12 protein-coding genes are annotated in these 18,789 nt (G+C 69.3%); 8 read left to right on the top strand and 4 right to left on the bottom strand.

Translation table 11 applies throughout. The features are described 5' to 3' along the window. The first annotated feature begins 115 nt into the window (after positions 1-115). On the top strand, positions 116-898 hold the full coding sequence (locus tag Pen02_RS29330) for an IclR family transcriptional regulator (protein ID WP_203869372.1): 783 nt from the start codon (positions 116-118) through the stop codon (positions 896-898). A 128-nt stretch (positions 899-1,026) separates the two neighbouring features. Here the strand turns inward: Pen02_RS29330 and Pen02_RS29325 are convergent, their stop codons facing one another. Then, on the bottom strand, positions 1,027-3,156 hold the full coding sequence (locus tag Pen02_RS29325) for a PhoX family protein (RefSeq protein WP_203869371.1): 2,130 nt from the start codon (positions 3,154-3,156) through the stop codon (positions 1,027-1,029). 386 nt (positions 3,157-3,542) lie between these two features. On the opposite strand from Pen02_RS29325, the gene Pen02_RS29320 reads away from it, so the two are divergent. Continuing rightward, positions 3,543-4,088: a sigma-70 family RNA polymerase sigma factor gene (locus Pen02_RS29320; protein ID WP_275413620.1), complete on the top strand. Its 546-nt coding sequence runs from the start codon at positions 3,543-3,545 to the stop codon at positions 4,086-4,088. Further along, positions 4,085-4,780 (top strand): anti-sigma factor family protein, encoded by a 696-nt coding sequence (locus Pen02_RS29315; protein ID WP_203869370.1) that lies wholly within the window; start codon positions 4,085-4,087, stop codon positions 4,778-4,780. The genes Pen02_RS29320 and Pen02_RS29315 overlap by 4 nt, the downstream gene beginning before the upstream one ends. A gap of 179 nt (positions 4,781-4,959) precedes the next feature. Here Pen02_RS29315 and Pen02_RS29310 read toward each other — a convergent pair whose 3' ends face one another. Together Pen02_RS29310 and Pen02_RS29305 are read right to left on the bottom strand one after the other, a co-directional pair. After that, on the bottom strand, positions 4,960-5,220 hold the full coding sequence (locus tag Pen02_RS29310; RefSeq protein WP_203869369.1) for a DUF397 domain-containing protein: 261 nt from the start codon (positions 5,218-5,220) through the stop codon (positions 4,960-4,962). Continuing rightward, a complete protein-coding gene (locus Pen02_RS29305) occupies positions 5,213-6,097 on the bottom strand; it encodes a helix-turn-helix domain-containing protein (RefSeq protein ID WP_203869368.1) in 885 nt (294 codons plus the stop codon). Before Pen02_RS29305 ends, Pen02_RS29310 begins: the two co-directional genes overlap by 8 nt. Positions 6,098-6,451: 354 nt before the next feature. Between Pen02_RS29305 and Pen02_RS29300 the strand changes: the two genes are divergently transcribed. From Pen02_RS29300 to Pen02_RS29290, 3 genes are read left to right on the top strand one after another with little or no spacing between them, the layout of a single operon-like run. Further along, positions 6,452-7,795: a hypothetical protein gene (locus Pen02_RS29300; RefSeq protein WP_203869367.1), complete on the top strand. Its 1,344-nt coding sequence runs from the start codon at positions 6,452-6,454 to the stop codon at positions 7,793-7,795. Then, positions 7,699-8,553, top strand: coding sequence for an endonuclease/exonuclease/phosphatase family protein (locus tag Pen02_RS29295; RefSeq protein WP_203869366.1), 855 nt, complete (start codon positions 7,699-7,701; stop codon positions 8,551-8,553). The genes Pen02_RS29300 and Pen02_RS29295 overlap by 97 nt, the downstream gene beginning before the upstream one ends. 13 nt (positions 8,554-8,566) lie before the next feature. Next, positions 8,567-9,280: a hypothetical protein gene (locus Pen02_RS29290; protein WP_203869365.1), complete on the top strand. Its 714-nt coding sequence runs from the start codon at positions 8,567-8,569 to the stop codon at positions 9,278-9,280. 47 nt (positions 9,281-9,327) lie between these two features. Here the strand turns inward: Pen02_RS29290 and Pen02_RS29285 are convergent, their stop codons facing one another. Further along, positions 9,328-10,938 carry an ABC-F family ATP-binding cassette domain-containing protein gene (locus Pen02_RS29285; protein WP_203869364.1) on the bottom strand — a complete coding sequence of 537 codons (1,611 nt, stop codon included), beginning with the start codon at positions 10,936-10,938 and terminating at the stop codon, positions 9,328-9,330. Positions 10,939-11,100: 162 nt separating this feature from the next. Here Pen02_RS29285 and Pen02_RS29280 point away from each other — a divergent pair, with 162 nt between their 5' ends. Together Pen02_RS29280 and Pen02_RS29275 are read left to right on the top strand one after the other, a co-directional pair. Next, positions 11,101-11,766 carry a TetR/AcrR family transcriptional regulator gene (locus tag Pen02_RS29280; protein ID WP_203869363.1) on the top strand — a complete coding sequence of 222 codons (666 nt, stop codon included), beginning with the start codon at positions 11,101-11,103 and terminating at the stop codon, positions 11,764-11,766. Positions 11,767-12,223: 457 nt separating this feature from the next. Next, positions 12,224-18,778 (top strand): HEAT repeat domain-containing protein, encoded by a 6,555-nt coding sequence (locus tag Pen02_RS29275; RefSeq protein WP_203869362.1) that lies wholly within the window; start codon positions 12,224-12,226, stop codon positions 18,776-18,778. Positions 18,779-18,789 lie beyond the last annotated feature (11 nt).

The following is an 18,789-nucleotide window of genomic DNA, read 5'->3' as shown; positions in this document are numbered from 1 at the left end:
TCGTGTCCGTGGCTGCACGCACGGTCGCCGTAGATCTGGCATCCTCAATCCGATCGGGCATTTCGCAGGCGCCCGGTTTTTCATATTCTGTAAGTCCCCGGCGGCGGAGGTGGTTGTGCGCGACCCCTTGGCGGAACCTTCGGACCTGATCCGCAGCGTGTCGCGTGCCTTGCGCGTGCTCGAAGCGGTGGGACGGGCACCGAAGGGCCTGACCGTGAAACAGATTGCCCGGCGTTGCGAGTTGACTGTGGCCACCACGTACCACCTGGTCCGCACGCTCGCCTACGAGGGCTACGTGATCAGGCGCGAAGACGGCACGTACATCGTCGGGTTGGAGGTGGCGGACCGGTACCGCGAACTGGTCACCGCGTTCCGTGGCCCCCCTGCGGTGGGCGAGTCGCTGCGGCGGGCCGCCTCCGACACGGGCTACAGCCACTACCTGGGGCGGTTCGTCGGCGGGCAGGTGGCGATCACGGCGCTCGCCGAGGGACCCCGGTCGCCGTACCTGGAGGACCTGGTGCCCGGCTTCGACGAGGGCGCCCACGCCACCGCGCTCGGCAAGGGGCTGCTGGCCACGCTCACCCCGGAGCAGCGCTTCCGCTACCTGCGCGAGTACGGCATGCGCCCGTTCACCTCGGCCACCCTGGTCGCCGCCGACGCGTTCGAGGCGGACCTGGCGGCCGGGGACCGGCGCGGGATGCACCTGGAGCTGGGGCAGTTCCGGCACGGTGTCGCCTGCGCGGCCGTACTCGTCAGCCCGGACAAGGACATGGAACGGCGGGTGGTGCTCGCCTGCGCGCTGCCGGCCGCCGAGATGATGACCTCGGCGCGGGTGGTCCGGGCCAAGCTGCTGGCGGTGGCCCGGGCCGTCGCCGACGGCCTCGCCTCGGAAACCTGACCCACGAGTCCGTCCCGTCAGTTCTCGTCGTCCGCACCGGGTGCGGGTTCCGGGGGCGGCGTCGGAAACGGATGTGGCCTCCTGCCACCCCCGAGGGGCGGCAGGAGGCCACGGAGCAGTGCTTCGGGTCAGCTACCGACGACGTCGCCGTCGAGCCGCCAGGTGACCACCACGCCGGGCTTGGCGAAGTCGCCGTCCGGCCAGTTGGACGCCGGGTTCTCCAGCGAGGCGCCGCTCAGCTCGCCCGGGTGCTGCACGGCCACGAAGACCGAGCGGTTGTCGGTGGTGATGAACGGGCCGCAGGTCTCCGCGCCGAGCGGCACGGTGAGGAACTGCTTGAGGTGGCCGCGCTCCGGTCCCTCGATCGCGGTGGCGAAGAGGCCGTCGTTGCTGCCCAGCGCGTTGCCGTCGGTCGAGATCCAGAGGTTGCCGGAGCCGTCGAACGCCACGTTGTCCGGGCAGGAGATCGGCGACACCTTCGTCTTGTCGTAGCCGGCGAAGTACGTCGACGCGTCGGCCGGGTCGCCGCAGACGATCGGTACCGACCAGGCGAAGGTCTCCGAGGTGTTGTCGCCCCGGTCCTCGACCAGCTCCAGCACGTGCCCGTGCTTGTTGTTGGTGCGCGGGTTCGCCTCGTCGGCCTTCGGGTTGGTCCCGACGCCCCGGTTGGTGTTGTTGGTCAGCGCCACGTACACCTTGCCGGTGAGCAGGCTCGGCTCGACGTCCTCCGGACGGTCCATCTTGGTCGCCCCGACCGCGTCACCGGCGAGCCGGGTGAAGGTGAGCACGTCGGCGGCGGTCATTCCGGGTACGTACGACGTGTTGCCCCGGACCAGCTTGATCCACTTGCCCCGGCCGTTGAACGCGCCGTCGCTCGGTACCTTGCCGGAGCCGTCGATCTCGTCGGCGCTGGTGTAGTCGAGCTTCGCCACGTAGAGCGTGCCGGACTCCAGCAGGGTGAGGTTGTGCTCCCGGGCGGTCCAGGAGTCGCCCTTCTTGAACTTCTTGTCCGAGACGAACTTGTAGAGGTAGTCGAACCGCTCGTCGTCGCCCATGTACGCGACGACCCGGTCGTCCTTGGCCACGATGACGTTCGCGCCCTCGTGCTTGAACCGGCCCAACGCGGTGTGCTTGCGCGGTGCGGCCTCCGGGTCGAACGGGTCGACCTCGACGATCCAGCCGAACCGGTGCGCCTCGTTCGGGTGCTTGGCCAGGTCGAACCGCTCGTCGGCGCGCTCCCACTTCCGGCTGTCGGCGGGGTAGCGGGCGGTGGTGGTGATGCCGTAGCGGGCCAGCTTCGGCTTCAGCGTCTCCGGTGCGCCGTCGGCGCCGACGAAGTACTGGTTGAAGTTCTCCTCACCGGAGAGCACCGTGCCCCACGGGGTGACCCCGCCGGCGCAGTTGTTCAGCGTGCCGATCGCGGTCCGGCCCTTCGGGTCCGCCGCCGTCTTCAGCCAGGCCGAGCCGGCCGCCGGGCCGGTGAAGTCGAACTTCGTCGTGTGCGCGGTGATCCGCCGGTTGTACTTCAGCTTGCCCTTGCGGACCGGCTTCCACTCACCGGTCTCGCCGACCCGCTCCAGCTCCACCACGGAGAGCCCGTGCGCGGCCATCGCCACCCGGAGCTGCTCCACGCTCATCGCGTCGAAGGTGGTGAAGTTCGGGAACATCAGGTTCTCGTTGGTGTACTCGTGGTTCACCACCAGCAGCGCCCGCTCGCCCTTGCGGTCCAGCGGCAGTACCCCGACGAAGTCGTTGTTGTAGCCGAACTGCTGCGTCTGCCGGGCGGCGGTCTGCTTGTGCACGTCCAGCTCGGGCGCGCCGGGCAGCACCGGGTCGCCCCAGCGGATCACCACGGAGTGGTCGTACCCGTTCGGCACCACCAGGGTGTCGAGCTTGTTCGGCGGGATCGGCTTGAAGGTGAGCGCCGCGTTGCCCGGCCGCCGGGCCGGGGTGAAGTCCTGCACCTCGGGCAGCGTCGCGCCGGAACCGTTCCCCGGTGCGGCCATCGCCGGGGAGCCGGCGAGCGCGCCGGCCGCCGCGCCGCCGAAGCCGAGCACCAGGGCGCCGACCGCGCCGGCCCGGACGACACCGCGCCGGCTCACCTCGGTCTGGACGACATCACCGAAGTACGGGTTGTCGGACTCGTTGGGCACCGGGTGGGCACACGCGTTGCCGCAACGGTAGATGCAGGTCATGGCGTCACGCCCGCCGTGGCCCGCCGGGCCGAGCAGGGGGAGCAGCCGGGGTCGCTCGGTCATGGAGATGGAGCCTCCTCGCCAAAGGTCAGGGATGCGCGCCCGTGACGCCTCGGGTAATGCGTACGAGGGCGCGTGCCTGCCGGACGCTAGGAGTACGCCGTGAGCGGTGCCCGGCGGTCGGATGAACCGAAGGTGAACACCTCCAGGCCACGGCCTGTTTCGCAAGTTGCCACCCGTGGGGCCGACATCGTGCTGTCCGGCAGGACGAGCCACCCCGCCCGGTAGGCCGATGGCGTCCCGGGTCCTCCGTTCCCGATCTTCCTCGCCTCCCCGGTCGAGCGTTCTCGCATCCCTCGCCGCTCCTGTTGAACCGTCCTGCCGCCGGATACGTGAAACCGAGAGTCGGGGCTGGTCGGAAAGCCCAGCACCGCAGTGACGAGCATCGGGTGGCCGAGCGGGCGGGAGGCGAGGAGGACATCAGCGACCAGGACGCTGAACTGCTGCGCGCCATGCACGACGAACACGGTGACGCGCTGCTGGCGCACGCCCTGCGGCTGACCGGCGGCGACCGGCAGCGGGCCGAGGACCTGGTGCAGGAGACGCTGCTGCGGGCCTGGCGGCATCCGGAGGCGCTCGAACCGCACCGGGGATCGGTACGAGCCTGGCTGTTCACGATCGCCCGGAACCTCGCCATCGACGCCTGGCGGCGACGCAGCGCCCGGGTCGGCGAGGTGATCACCGACGAGCTGCCCGAGCCGCCGCAGGTGGTCGACGAGGCGGACCGGGCGGTCGAGGCGTGGACGGTCGCGGAGGCGCTCAACCGGCTCTCACCGTCGCACCGCGAGGTGCTGGTGGAGTGCTTCTACCAGGGCCGGTCGGTGACCGAGGCGGCGGCGCGGCTGGGCGTACCGCCGGGGACGGTGAAGTCGCGGACGCACTACGCGCTGCGGTCGCTCCGGCTGGTACTGGCGGAGATGGGGGTGACCGGGTGACGAATTGCGAGTACGCCCACGACGACGGGGCGTACGTGCTGGGCGCCCTTTCCCCCGCCGAGCGGGCCGCGTACGAGCGACACCTCGCCGGCTGTCCGGCCTGCCGGGAGGCGGTCGCCGAGATCGCCGTACTGCCGGGGCTGCTGGGGCGGCTCGACCCGGCCGGACTGGAGCAGATCTCCACCCCGCCGAACGACGGCGAACGGCTGCCGAAACTGCTGGACGAGGCCAGGGTCCGCCGAGGACGGGAACGGCGGCGCGGCCGGCTCCAGAACGCCGGACTGTCGATGGTCGCCGCCGTGCTGGCCGCCCTGGTCGGCTTCGGCGTGGCGGTGCCGGTGCTCGGCGACCGGAACCCCGGCACCGATGTCGAGGTGCGGATGGTCGCCATGCAGCCGGTCCGGGGAAACGTGCCGGTCACCGCCGAGATCGGCTTCGACGGTACGCGCTGGGGCACCGTCATCACGATGCGCTGCCAGTACGCGCAGACGAAGGACTACACGAAGGCGTACACGTTCCGGCTGGTGGCACATGGCCCGAACGGCGAGACGGAGCAGATCGGCTCCTGGCTTGCCGCCCCCGGCGACGACGCCACGTTCACCGGGGTCACCCGGTTCACCCGCTCCGAGCTGATCCGGCTCGAACTCCTCCGGTACGACAACACCCCGCTGCTCGCCTACGACGTCCCATAGCCGGCTTCGGTTGGTTGCCCGGGGCTTTGGTCCCGGGACCTGGGTGGGTCTTTGGTCCCGTGTGGGCGCGGCTCTCCGTCGTCCCGCGCCCACCGCTGACTGATCTGACCGCCCAGCTAGCTGGTCATTCCATGATTCCGTAGTTTTTGGCTCGCTCTGGCAGGCCAAACGCTACGGGATCACGAGTTTCCTGCTCCGTCCGCGCGAGGCAGGGCGGTGAGGAAGGTGCGCCAAGCTGGCGGCGTGAAGGTCAGGACGGGACCGTCCGGCTCCTTGCTGTCCCGCACCCCGATCACTCCGCCCAGATCTCCGGCCACCTCGACGCAGTCGCCCTGCCCGCTACGGCTGCTCTTGCGCCAGGACGCGCTTGCCACCTCGACGCAGTTGCCCTCGCCACTGCGGCTGCTCTTGCGCCATGTCGCAGCGGTCAGTTCAGTCATCGACAGCCTCCCTGATGATGACGGCGAGCAGGTCCTCGGAGTCCTCCTGGCCGAGTGCCAAGGCATCGAGCCTGTGCCATATCTCATCGTAGGCTGCCACCTCGGCCGGCTTGTCCAGATAGATCGCCCCGGTCATGTTCTCGCTGTAGATGGTGGACTGTTCGGGCGGACGGGTGCCGATCCACGGGAACTCGAAGATGCTGAACGGGACCGCGTTCGCGGCCCAACCAACACCGACGCCGCTAGGCAGCACCCGCACGCTGACCGAGGGAAGCCGGTTGACGTTCGCCAGGTAGGCGAGCTGCGCCAGCCAGGCGTCTTTGTCGGCAATCGGCCGGCGCAGCACGGACTCCTCGACGATCACTTGCAGCACGGGGGCGGCGGGAGCGCGTCGGATCAGTATCCGCTGCCGCTCCAATCGGAACGCCACCTTCGCCGCCACCTCCTGCTCGCTGATCCCCGGCTTGCTGCGGAAGTAGGTTGCCGCGTAGTCCGGCGTCTGGAGCAGGCCGGGCACCAGGAACGAGCTGTACTCACGAATTCGGGCGGCGTTCTCCTCCATGCCGACAAAGAGTTCGAACCAGGAGGGGACGGCCTCGCCGTAGGCGTGCCACCAGCCTTCGGCCTTGGTCGCCTTTGCGAGGCTGACCAGCACGTCCGTCATCTCGGGCGGGATGCCGTAGAGCTGGCACATGGCGGTGACTTCCATGGTGCGCAGCGGGCTTTCGCCGCGTTCGATGCGGTACATCTTGGCTCTGGAGAACTCCAGGGTGCGGGCGGAGGATTCCAGGGCTATCCCGGCCTCCTCACGGGCCAGCTTGAGATAGCGGCCGAGTTGGCGTTTGGGTACCGATGATCGCTGGTCGGTCGACGGCATGGCGGGATCCTCCCCGGACGAGGTTGTTTGTCCAGACAAGACCCATATCGGGATACGGAACGTAGTGTCAAGACTCCGGGCCGAAGCTGCCGCCGGCAGAAAACTCAGCGCTCCCGCACCACCCGGCCCTCGGTCCAGACCCGATCGTCGGTCAAGGTGGCAGGCCGTTTGTCCTGCGGAACAGGCGATCGGTGTGCGGCCAATATCAACAATGAACTTCCGGTAATTGTCGGTGTCGGATAGCTGTTGAGGGATAGTGACCATCGAGGCGCGTGACTAAGATACCTCCGGTAATCCGAGAGGTCGGACGGACATGATCGTTTTCCGAGCATCCAGGCGATTATCGAGGTGAGCGTGGCGCTGCGGGAGAAGCAGATTGTCGAGGGATCGTTCACCGAGCCGGATGCCGCCGGTCAAGATCCCGTCCGACCGCGCCGACCCGGATTGCGGGGACTGGCCCGGCATCTCGCCGCTCTGGGGCCGTTCGCCCTGATCTTCGCCACCTACAGCCTGTTGATTGATCATCTGCCCGATCAGTGGTTCAGGCAGGATTCGGTGCGCTACCTGTTCGCCGCACTGGCCGCGCTGTGTGTGGGGATGACACTCCGGTGGCTGCTACAGCGGCCGTCGGTGCAGCGGGTTGTCGACCCGCCGACGGCGCCGGGTGGGACGTTGCCCGGACAGCGGCGACCCGATGATGCGCCCGCTGTGGTGGAGTCCGCCAAGCAGATCCTCGACGGCACGCGCAGTCGCATCCTGGCCGATCTCCGTACCGCGAGCGGGGTCAACGGCGAACTCTACGGTTGGTCTCAGTTCATCGCCGACAAGGTGCCGCCGAGCGCCATCGGCACCTCCTACGGACTGCGCATCGCGCTCGCGCTGGACATCCGGCATCCCCGACTGGACCGGCGTCGGTTGGTTGAGAACGTCGTCGCACTACAGAAGCCCAGCAAGGGCTGGGTAGCCCGGTCACAACGGGACGTGGCCCGACCGGAGGTCACCGCCTGGGTGCTCGCCGCGCTGGTCCGAGCCGGTCTCGACCCGGACGTCCGGGAGAAGAATGTCGAGCAGCTCGAACGGATGATGTCCCCTGGGGTCGACCCGATCGGCTATGCCAGCGTCTCCGTGCTGACCTCCGTGATCGCTGCGCTCGCCGAGGTCGCCCCGACGTCCGAGAAGTTGGAAGAACTGACGGCTCTGCTGGTCGCCGGGGCGATACGGCAGGACGCGGGTCCAGGCCCCCGGCAGTTGTCCTGGGGGCGGACCCTCGGGGATGGCGAACGGTCCTCGGTGCCGCACACCGCGCGGGCGGTGGTCGCTCTGCACCAGGCAGCGGCAGTGATCAAGCAGGGGCGACGACAGCAACTCAACGAAGCTGTCGACCTGGGGATCGAGTGGCTGACCCATAACCCCGATCTCGCAATGAAGGATGAACACTTGCGCCGGCTGGCCGGCGACGCACGGGACATCATCTACATCGGTCATTTCACGCCGGCCTGGGTCGCTCGTGCCCTGATGATCGGGGAGGTCGGCGATCGTCTGCCGTCCTTGAGAAGAGCGGTGCGGGCCGTTCTCAAGCATCAAGAGAATGGAGTGTGGAAGTGGAAGGAGCAGCAGGTGGATCCCACCTGGATGACGTACCAGGGCGTACTGGTCGTACGGGACTACTCGATGTTGAACCTGCCCTGGCCACCCTGAGCGCCCGCATCCGCATCGGCAGTTGGAACGTACGCGAGGGCATTCCGCACCCGGCCAGCAGCCCCGACTCCAGACCGCAGGCGTTGCGGGAAATCGTCCGCCTGGTCCACGAGCACGCGATCGACGTGCTGGCACTCCAGGAGGTGGACTTCACCGCAGAGGGGGAGTCCGAGATCCTGCTGGCCCTGCTCGCCCAGACCGAACTACAGTACGCGGCCACACTGCCGCTCTCCGAGTCGTCGTTCGAGTCGGGCGGACGGGCCGGAGTTGCCGTCGTCAGCCGTCATCCGGTTGGTGCGATCGACAGCTTCTACCTGCGCAACCCCCGGCTGTCCGTCGGCGCCGGGCAGGACAGGTTGACCCTGCACGACAAAGGGGCGGTCACCTGCACCATTGACTTCGGGCTGGACAGGCTGAGCGTGGTCTCGTTCCACTCCTTCCCGTTCCACCGATTTGGTCACAGTGCCCAGGAGCCCGGATTCAAGTCAATCTGGGACGGGATCGGCAGGACTCTGTCCCGGCTCGACGGCAGAAGGCTCGTGTTGTGTGGTGACTTCAACACAGAAGACCGCGGGGTCATCCTGAACTCACTCTCGTTCCCGATGACCACGACCTTCTCGGGCCGGCCTACGCACAACGGCAAGGGATTCGACGATGTTCTCTACTCTCCGGATTTCGCCCCGGTCAACCGAGCCCAACTGATCCCCAATTTCTCGGATCACAGCCTCTGTCTTGCCGAACTGGCGCTGTGCCGGTGAGGTGTCGACGCTCATGTCGAACACAGCCCTGCTGCGCGAGACGGAGGACCGTCTCCGCTGCGCGCTGGTCGCCGGTGACGGGAAGTCAGGGGACGCCGACGAGTCGTTGCTGCGTGAGTTGGGTACTCCGGCTGCGCTGAGTTCGTTCCTCGCCGCGATGGCCCGAGACGCCCAGTGGGCGGCGCAGGTGTCCGAGCGGTCGCACAAACACGCGCTCGGGTTCGACAAGTTCATCCTGGCGACGTTCGGTGATCTTGGTCAGCTCCGGATGCATGTCTGGTGGCCCGGCGTGGACCGACGCCGTGAGCATGTGCACAACCACCGCTACGACTTCTCGTCCGTACTGGTAGCCGGCGACCTCCGGTGTCATTACTTCGGATTGGCCGAGACCGGCGAGCGGATGGTCCGTCTCAAGGAACTCAGCCGGGTGGAGGACGGCGGCTGGCGGTTCGAAAAGGTCGGGGTCGAGACGGTGACACAGTTGCTCGACGTTCGTCTCGCTGCCGGTTCCTGCTACTCCATGCCGGCAGACCTGCTGCACCGGATCGAGGCGGGCAGACCGACGACGGTCAGCCTCATGTTGCAACGCCGCCTCTGCCGGGACTGGTCAACGGTGCTGGTCGGGGTGACCGAGCAGGTGCCGGAGCGGTTGCCGCTACGCCGCTTCAGTACCGCTGACCTGCACGAGAGAGTCGCAGCCCTGCAAGGGTGCCTGCGGGGGTTGTGAGCAGGTAGGGACTCGGCGATGGGTGGGTGACGGACCGCGCCGCGTACTCAGCGGGGACGGTCGACCCGGCCCTCGGTCCAGACCGGCTCGTCGGTCTCCACCACCCGACCGTCCGCGCCGAACAGCAGATAGCGGTCGGTGTGTGCGGCGAACCAGCGATCGTGGGTGACGGTGAGGACGGTGCCAGCGAAGTCCTCCAGCCCGCGTTGCAGGGCGTCGGCGCTGGCCAGGTCGAGGTTGTCGGTCGGCTCGTCGAGCAGCAGCAGGGTCGCGCCGGCCAGTTCGAGCAGCAGGATCTGCAACCGGGCCTGTTCACCGCCGGAGAGGCTCTGGAACGGCTGGTCCCGGGCGGGCGCGATCTCGTAGCGGGCCAGTGCCGCCATCGCGTCGTTGCGGAGCAGGGCGTGCTCGGTCGTCAGGATCTCGGCGGGGGTACGGCCGTAGAGGTCGGGGCGGGCGTGGGTCTGGGCGAAGTGGCCGGGTACCACCCGCGCACCGAGCCGCACCGTGCCGTGGTGCGCCACCTGGTCGGCGCCAGCCAGCAGCCGGAGGAACTGGGACTTGCCGGAGCCGTTGGAGCCGAGTACGGCGACCCGTTCGCCGTACCAGATTTCCAGGTCGAAGGGGTGCATCAGGCCGGTCAGTTCGAGCTGCTCGCAGATCAGGGCCTGTTTGCCGGTACGCCCGCCGCGCAGCCGGATCCGCACGTTCTGCCGCTTCGGTGGCCGGGTCGGCGGTCCGGCGGACTCGAACCGGGCCAGTCGACTGCACGCCGCCCGGTACGCCGAGGCGAGCGCGTCGTTGCGGGCCGCGCCCTGCCGCGCGGTGTGTACGAGTTGCCGGAGTCGGGCGTGCTCCTCGCCCCACCGCCGTCGCCGGTCGTCGATCCGGTCGATCCGGTCCTGGCGGGCGGCCGGATAGCTGGCGAAGCCGCCGCCGTGCACCCACACCTGCCGGTCCTCGACGGTGACGATCCGGTCGGCCGCCTCGGCGAGCAGTTGCCGGTCGTGCGAGACCAGCAGCACCGTTTTGGTGCTGGAGCGGAGTTGCCGTTCCAGCCACTGCTTGCCGGGTACGTCGAGGTAGTTGTCGGGTTCGTCGAGCAGCAGCAGCCGGTCGGGGCCGCGTAGCAGGGCTTCGAGGACGAGTCGCTTCTGTTCGCCGCCGGAGAGGGTGTTGACGTCCCGCCCGCCGGCCCGCTCGTACGGCAGTCCGAGTGCCTCGGTCGTGACCGCGTCCCAGACGACTTCGAGGTCGTAGCCGCCGGCTTCGACGTACTCGGTGACGGCGTGCGCGTAGCGGAGCTGGGCCGGCTCGTCGTCGCGTTCGCGTAGCGCGCGTTCGGCGGTCGCCAGTTCGGCGGCGGCGGCGCGGATCCGGTCGGGGGCGACCGAGAGCAACAGGTCGCCGACGCTGCGGTGGTCGCGGATCGTGCCGATGAACTGGCGCATCACGCCGAGCCCGCCGGAGGTGACGATCTCGCCCGAGGCGGGTGTCAGGTCCCCGGCGACCAGCCTGAGCAGGGTGGTCTTGCCGGCGCCGTTCGGCCCGACGAGGGCGGCGGTGACGCCGTCGGCGACCCGGAACGAGACGTCGTCGAGCAGTGGGCGCCCGTCCGGTAGCCGGTGGTGCAGGTGCCTGACCTCGATGTGTGCCACGAACGACCTCCCGCCCGGCGGAACTCGGCCCGGTGTCGGTCGGCGGCCTCCCGCCCGTCGACGCCGCGATGGCCGACGCTGCGGACGTGGCCAATCCTGGACCAACGTTCTAGAGTCTAGAACAACGTTCTAGAGCTGGAACGCCGGACTAGACTCCGAGCCATGTCAGGTGTCTGGTTGCGCCCCCCACGTTCCCCCGGCCGATCCGGGCCGCCGCTGCACCGCGAGCGGATCGTCGCGGCGGCGGTGGAACTGCTCGACCAGGACGGGGTCGGCGGGCTCACCATGCGCCGGCTCGCCGAGCGGCTGGACGCCGGCTCGACCACCCTCTACTGGCACGTGACGAACAAGGACGACGTACTCGACCTGGCACTGGACCAGATCTTCGGCGAGGTGCAGCTTCCCGAACAGACACCGGACGGGAACTGGCAGAGTGAGGTGGAGGCGCTGGTACTCGGCTGGCTGGCGGCGATGCTCCGGCACCCGTGGTCGGCGGCGCTGCTCGGCCGACCGCTGCTCGGGCCGAACGTGCTGACCCGGACGGAGTTCCTCCAGTCGGCACTGCGCCGGGCAGGGCTGGTCGAGCCGGACCTGACCGCCGGTACGCACGCGCTGGCCAACTACGTGATCGGTACCGCCGTGACGCTCTCCACCTGGCAGCGGCTCGACGACCCCGAGTTCCGGCAGGCAGCCCAGCGGCACCTCACCACCCAGCGGGACCGCTATCCCACCCTGGTGGCGAGCGGCCACCTGGATGATCGGGACTGGGCCGACACCTTCCGGCGCGGCCTGAAATACCTGATGGCGGGGCTGGCTGCCCGGATGTAGGGTTCGCGTCCGGTGCTGAGTCGGGTCGGCGACTGAAGAATGTTCTGAAGTGAGCACCCCGGCAAACTGGGCTGGCAGTCACGACCCGAGATGATCCGGTGGCGGCCTGTGCCGGTCGGTCCTCCCGCGTCGGTGGCTGTGGCGGCCCCGGTCGCCGGTGCCCGAAACGCCCGTGGCACCAGCTCAGCCGCTTCCCGCGCTTGTCCGGCTACTGGCCGCATGTGACTTCCGAAGGGGCGACCCATGGATTTCCGTAGGTCTTCCGGAGACGGTAACCGGAGTGTCGGCGACAGGATCGGCGACGAGGCGTGGGAGTACGCCCCACCTCGGGCGACCGGACCGGACCGGGTGGCCGGCGGAGAATCGATGAGAATGCGCAGGCTGCGGCCGGACTGAGACGGTGGTTTACTACCACCGGCCTACGGAGTAGATCCCCATCGATTGCACGGGAGCAGCGGTGTCGTCTCTACCACCGGACCGCGATCACCGACAGCAGGACGAGACGGCTGGACCGGACGCGCATGTGGCGCACGGGCAGCAGATCGACGACTCGCCACCCGACGAGAACGCCGTGCCGAGGCAGCGCCGGGTCCAGCCGGACCGCTCCAGGGTGCGGGTCTTCGTCTCCTCGACCTTCGGGGACCTGCGTGAGCACCGGGAACAGGTGCGCAGGGCGTTGCAGCGGCTCGGGGTGCTGGACGTGTCAATGGAGGCGTTCACCGCGGAGGACACCCGGCCGGTCGACAAGTGTCTCGCCGACGTCCGATCCTGTCACCTCTACATCGGGCTGTTCGCCTGGCGGTACGGCTACGTACCGGACGGTCAGCAGAAGTCGATCACCGAGTTGGAGTACCAGGCCGCTACCGCGGCGGGCATCCCGCGACTCGTGTTCCTGCTCCGGGAGGACGCGCCCTGGCCCCCCACCCTGATGGATCTCGGTAACGAGGCGCAGGAGCGGATCCGGGCACTGCGGGCCGAGCTGATGGCCAACCATGTCTGTGAGTTCTTCGGCTCGCCGCAGGATCTCCGCTCCGGAGTCTCGGAGGCGGTGGGCCGCTGGTTGCAGAACGTGGACGGCCACGGGTTGAACGGCGAGGTCGACCTCGCCGCGTTCACGGTGACCGCCTGGGACGCGTACAAGCGGCGGCTGACGGACCGGTATCAACGGCTGGACCTCGACGCGCTGACGCCGCCGGATCGTGAGGAGTACCTCCAGATCCAGCTCAGTGAGGTGTTCGTCGAACCCGACGTCCGGGAGGATGTGCCGCCGGCCGAACTCCCGAAGGAACTCCAGCGGAAGTTGCAGGACCCCGGGGACGCGGGCCAGCTTTCGGGCACTCGCAGTGGCGGGCATACCGACGTGTTCGCCGTCGATGTTCCGCACGGGCTCGATCGTCAGGAACTGGAGGACGCCCGCCGGAGTTACCAGGCCCGCCCGAAGAGGCCGGCATTCGACATGTTGGCCTCGGTGGGCCAGCGCCTGTGCGTACTGCTGGGCGACCCGGGAGCGGGCAAGTCGACGCTGGCCCGTTACGTCGCACTTGCCCTGGCCGACGGATCCGTGGAGGAGCGCCTTCAGTCGCTTCGCGGCTACCAGCCGGTGCTCGTGGAGTTGCGGGAGTACGCCCTACTCCGCCAGCGGTACGAGACCTTCAACGACTATCTGGCGTACCGGCATCGTTCGGACGGGCTCGGTATGCCGTCCGAGTTGCTGGACCAGTACCTGAAGCACGACGGTCGAGCGCTGGTGATCTTCGACGGATTGGACGAACTGTTCAGCCAACGCGAGCGGGAGGCGGTGTCGCTCCAGATTGCCGGGTTCGCCGCCATGTACCCTGAGATCCGGGTCATCGTCACGTCCCGGATCGTCGGATACCGGCCGCGCATCCTTCGCGATGCCGGATTCCGGCACTACACCGTCCAGGATCTCGAACCCCACCAGATCGACACGTTTCTCGGCGCGTGGTATGAACTGGCGCTGCACGACCGGCCGGTGATGGCCGCTGAACGTCGGCAACGTCTCGTCGCGACGATAGACGAGTCCCCGCCGATCCGGGAGCTCGCGGCAAATCCGCTGTTGCTCACCATTCTGGCCATCATCGGGAAACACCAGGAACTTCCGCGCGAGCGGTGGAAGGTCTACGACCACGCGACCAGCGTGCTCATACAACACTGGGACGTCAACAAGCACCTCGAAGACGTGCGGGTCGATGCCGCGATCATCCGGGAGGACGACAAGAAGGAGCTGCTCAGGCGGCTTGCGCACCGGATGCAGGCGGGGACCCGAGGGCTGGCCGGCAACCACCTCTTCGAGAAGGACCTGGCCGACGAGATCACCGGGTACCTCCGGTTCCGGTTCCGTTACGACTCTCCACAGGCGACCGCGATCGCCACCGCCATGACGGAGCAGTTCCGTACCCGCAATTTCGTGCTCGCCAGGTACGGCCCCGCAGTGTACGGCTTCGTCCACCGTGCGTTGCTGGAATACTTCTGCGCCAGCGAAATCGTCTCTCGGTTCGAGAAGACCCGTGAACTGACCGAGGAGGACCTGACTTCGAAGATCTTCGCGGCGCACTGGGAGGATCCGGCGTGGGCGGAGGTGCTTCGCCTCATCGCCGGCATGGTCGACGCGACGGTTGCCGACCGCCTCGTCACCTATCTGCTCAGGCGCGCGAGACCGAGCAGGTCGACGGTGCTGGATCAGCCGCCGGTGGGCGTCGTGATACTTGCCATCCAGTGCCTGGCCGAGATCAGGAACATCGGGGCGATGGCTGGCTCCGCGAGGCTCATCCTAGAGTCGATCATCGGGCTGCTCCGGTGGCCCAGTCGCTCCATAAAGGACGAGCGCGACGCCGACCAGGTCGCCGCCATCCTTCCGGTGATCACCACCATTGGCGCGCGCTGGCCGGGACGAGACATCTACCTGACATGGTTCCGGGGGCAGGGACGCCGCAACGCCTCCCGCCCCGCGTCCCGGTACGCGGCCAGGATCGCCGCCGCGTTGTTCTCCGATTCGAGCGAGGTCGCCGCCATCCTCGCCCAGGACGCGGTCACCGGCGGTAGTCCCCAGCAACGTCGGGCCTGCCTGCTCGGCCACGCCGCCGCGTGGACCGACGACCCGCGGACGAAGGAACTGCTCGCACACGCTCGTCGAGACCCGGCCCCACTGGTCCGGCAGGCCGCCATCGACGTGCTCACGAGCCACTGGGCGAACCACCCCGACACGCTCGGGGCGCTGCTGGCGGCACTACGCGACATCGATCCCGGCGTGCGCAAGGACGCCGTCGACGCCCTCACGAGCCACTGGAGTGCCGCTGCGGAGACCCGTGGGGTGATGCTGCACCACGCTGTCGGCGACCCCGCCTGGAAGGTCAGGAAGTCCGCCGTCGAGACCGTCGCCAGTTGCTGGCCCGACCGTCCCGAGACCCGCAACGCGCTCCTCGAAGCCAGCCGGGACCCGGCCTGGGAGGTCCGGCAGGCGGCGGTGCAGGCGCTGGCGACCCGGCTGAACCAGGACGACCAGGCCCACGCGGCGGTTCGGCGCGCGATCGTCGACGCCGACGAGGACGTACGGGCCGCAGCGGTCGAAGCGCTGGCCAGCCAGTGGACCGAGGAGCCGGACACCCTGCCGACCGTCTGCCGGGCGGCCCGGGACACCGACGAGAAGGTACGCAAGGCGGCACTGCACGCCCTGACGGCGCGCTGGCCGTCGGATCCCGACACCCGTGCGGTGCTCGACGTACTCGGCCGCGACCCCGACGGCGAGGTTCGGTGTGCCGCGATCGAGGCGGACGCCCGCGTGCGGCGGGTACCCGAGAGCGTCGGGACGACTCTGCGGGAGATGACCGTCGACCGCAACGAGAGCGTGCGGCAGGCAGCGGTACAGGCGCTGGCGAACGGCTGGGCGGACGAGACGGCCAACCGGGCGGTCATCTTCGGCGCCGTTCGCGACCCGAACCCCGACGTGCGCAAGGCCGCCGTCCAGGCGCTACCCGAACACTGGTCGGATGATCCGGAGACGCGTGCCGCCGTCGAACAGGCCCTCGACGACTACGACTCCGAGGTACGGAAGGCTGCCCTGGAGGCGGCGGCGACGTACTGGGGCGATCGACCGGAGTTCCGTGCGGCGTTCCTCCGGTCGACCCGAGCCGAGGACTGGCGTGCCCGGCAGATCGCCCTGGAGGCGCTGATCGCCTGTTGGGGGTCCTCGCCGGAGACGGTGGCGGCCATCTACGGCGCCTGCCGCGACCCGGCCGGGAACGTTCGGCAGACGGCCGTCGAGGCGCTGGCGGCGGGGCTGCCGGACTCGGCCGAGAAACGGCGGGCGCTGGACGTGGCGCTGGGGGACAGTCACTACGGCACCCGTCGGGCGGCCACGGAATCGCTGATGACCGGGTGGGCGACAGAGTGGTCCTCGCAGACGGCGGCGTCCGCCGCGGCGCGGTCGGCGTGCAGCGCGGTCCGGCGTGCCGCCGTGCTCACACTCGTCGCCCGATGGCCGGACCGGGCCGAGACCTGGCGGGTGGTCGATCGCTGCCTGACGGACATCTCGGGGGAGGTGCGTTACGCCGCGCTGGAGATACTCGCCGCCCGTCGGATGGACCACCCGGAAACCGTGCACGCGTTCGTCACGGCGGCCCGCGACCCGGACGGCTCGGTACGCCATCTGGCGCTCGGTGCGCTCGGGGCGCGGTGGCCGGACCGGCCGGACACCCGAGCGGCCCTGATACGTGCCCTCGGCGACTCAAGCCCTCAGGTGCGCAACAACGCCCTGGAAATCCTGCTGGTGTCGGCGCCGAGCGATGCCGGTACCCGTTCCGCGTTGATCAAGGCGAGCCGGGACGTGGCCTGGGGGGTGCGCCGGATGGCCATGGACACCCTCGCCGTGCGCTGGGGCGACGACCCGGCGGCGCTGGCGGCGGTACATGGTGCTCTTCGTGACCTGGAGCAGCACGTTCGGGTGGCTGCCCTGGAGGCACTGGTGGCGCGGTGGGCAGACGATCCGGACACACTAGGGCAGGTTCTCGGCAGTTTTCGGGACATGAGCGTGATGGTCCGACAGACCGCACTGAAGAGTCTGCTGATCCGCTGGCCAGACCAACCGGAAACGGCGGACCTGCTGCGGCAGGCGCGTCTCGACATCGCTCCGGCGGTCCGCTGGACGGCCCTGCTGGCGGAGACCACCGGAAGCTCCGGCCAGTATCCGACCGACGTTGCCGGGGCGGCGCCGGCCGTCCGGTACCCGAACAACGCCGACCGCCGGGCCGCTCTCGAAGCGCTGCTACTGCACGATCCGGACCGCCCGGAGACGGCCCGTTGTGCCCGGTACGCGGTCTACGACGATTCTGACTGGGAGATCCGCGCGGTCGCGCTCCAGGCCCTCGGTACCCGTTGGTCGGGCGAGTCCGAGACGCGGGCGGCTGTCCTCCGGGCAACCACCCACCAGCGCCCCAACGTCCGCGAAACCGCGCTGCAAGCCCTCGTCCGCTGGTGGCCGGACGATCCCGACGTGCGGGTCGTCCTGCACCGGGCCGCCCGACAGTCGGCCGGTGGCGTCGGCTCGACCGCGATCCACGCGCTCATCGAGTATCTGCCCGACGATCCCGCGACGCTGCCCGCCGTCATCGCCGCCACCCGCCACGTCCGGTCGGTGGTGCGCCAGACCGCGCTCAGGGGATTGGTCACGCAGTGGCCCGAGGACGCCGCGACGCTGCCGGCCCTGCTGCGCGCGGTACAGGATCCGGAGGGGGATGTCCGGGACGCGGCCGTCGAGTTGCTGGCGATCCACTGGTACGACTCGCCGGACGCGTGGGCGGCCGTCGAACACGCCCTGCGCGACCCGCTCACCTACGTGCGGGCGAACGCCCGTGACGCGGTGGCGCTGCGTCGCCGGGGGCGCGTCGCGGCGCTCGGCACGCTACGGAAGGAAGCCGAGGATGCCGACGAGGCGATCCGGCACGACGCCCTGGTGGCGCTTGCCGAGCGGTTTCCGGACCACCCGGTCACCGAGCGGGCCGTACGTCGGGCGCTGGTCGATCCGGACCCGGACATCCGCAAGGACGCGGTCGACACCCTGGCGACGCTCTGGCGGGAGCGTCCGGACAGTGCGGACATCGCCTGTCGGAACCTTGCGGACCCGAACTGGTGGGTTCGGTACGGGGCACTGCACGCACTCGCGAAGCACTGGCCGACCCACCCCGAACTCTTCGCCAAGGTCCGGCTCGCGGTCGACGACCGGGACTGGATCGTCCGGCACACCGCGCTCGACCTGCTCAGCGCGTCGTTGAAGGACCATTCCGACGTTCTGCCGCTGACGTTGCGGGCCAGCGAGGATCCCGACTGGCGGGTGTGCCAGCAGGCGGTGGAGGTGCTGGTCTGCCACTGGCCGGATGACCCGGAGGTACTGGCCGCCGTCCGGCGGGTGAGTTGCAGCCCGATGTACTACACGCGTTGGCTGGCCCAGGAGACCCTTGCCGTACGCGATGACGTGTCGTCGGTCGTGCACAACGACCCGCACCATCCGCTGCCGACACTGCGCGCAGGCGTACGCAGTCACGACCACTCCGTGCGCTGGACGAATCTGCAGGCGGTGGCCCTGCACTTCGCCGATCATCCCGACACGCTGCCGCTGCTCCACCGGGCCATCCGGGCGAAGTGCCATGGTGTCCGACAGGTTGCGTTGGCGGCGTTGGCGGCGGGGTGGACCGACGAGCCGGCGACCCTCGGCCTGCTCCGCCGATCGGCGAAGGATCCGGACCGGACCGTCCGGCTGGACGCCCTCCAACACCTCGCCAGCGGTTGGCCGGACGACGCGCGGACCCACGCGGTTCTTCGGCGGGCGGTATCCGACCAGGACGACGGGATCAGGGACTTCGCCGTGCAGTTGACGGTTCTCCTGTCGCAAGAGGTGGCGGCGCAGATCGAGTCCCTCCGTGCTGCTGTCGTCGACCCCGACCGGGTACGTCACTATGTGCACAAGTGGCTCGCCTGGCGGTCGGGACCGCCGGCCTGACGTCCGCTGCG

Source organism: Plantactinospora endophytica, assembly GCF_016862915.1.
GTDB classification, from domain to species: domain Bacteria; phylum Actinomycetota; class Actinomycetes; order Mycobacteriales; family Micromonosporaceae; genus Plantactinospora; species Plantactinospora endophytica.
The sequence above is the reverse complement of the archived record's forward strand: the minus strand, read 5'-3'. Positions and strand labels throughout refer to the sequence as shown.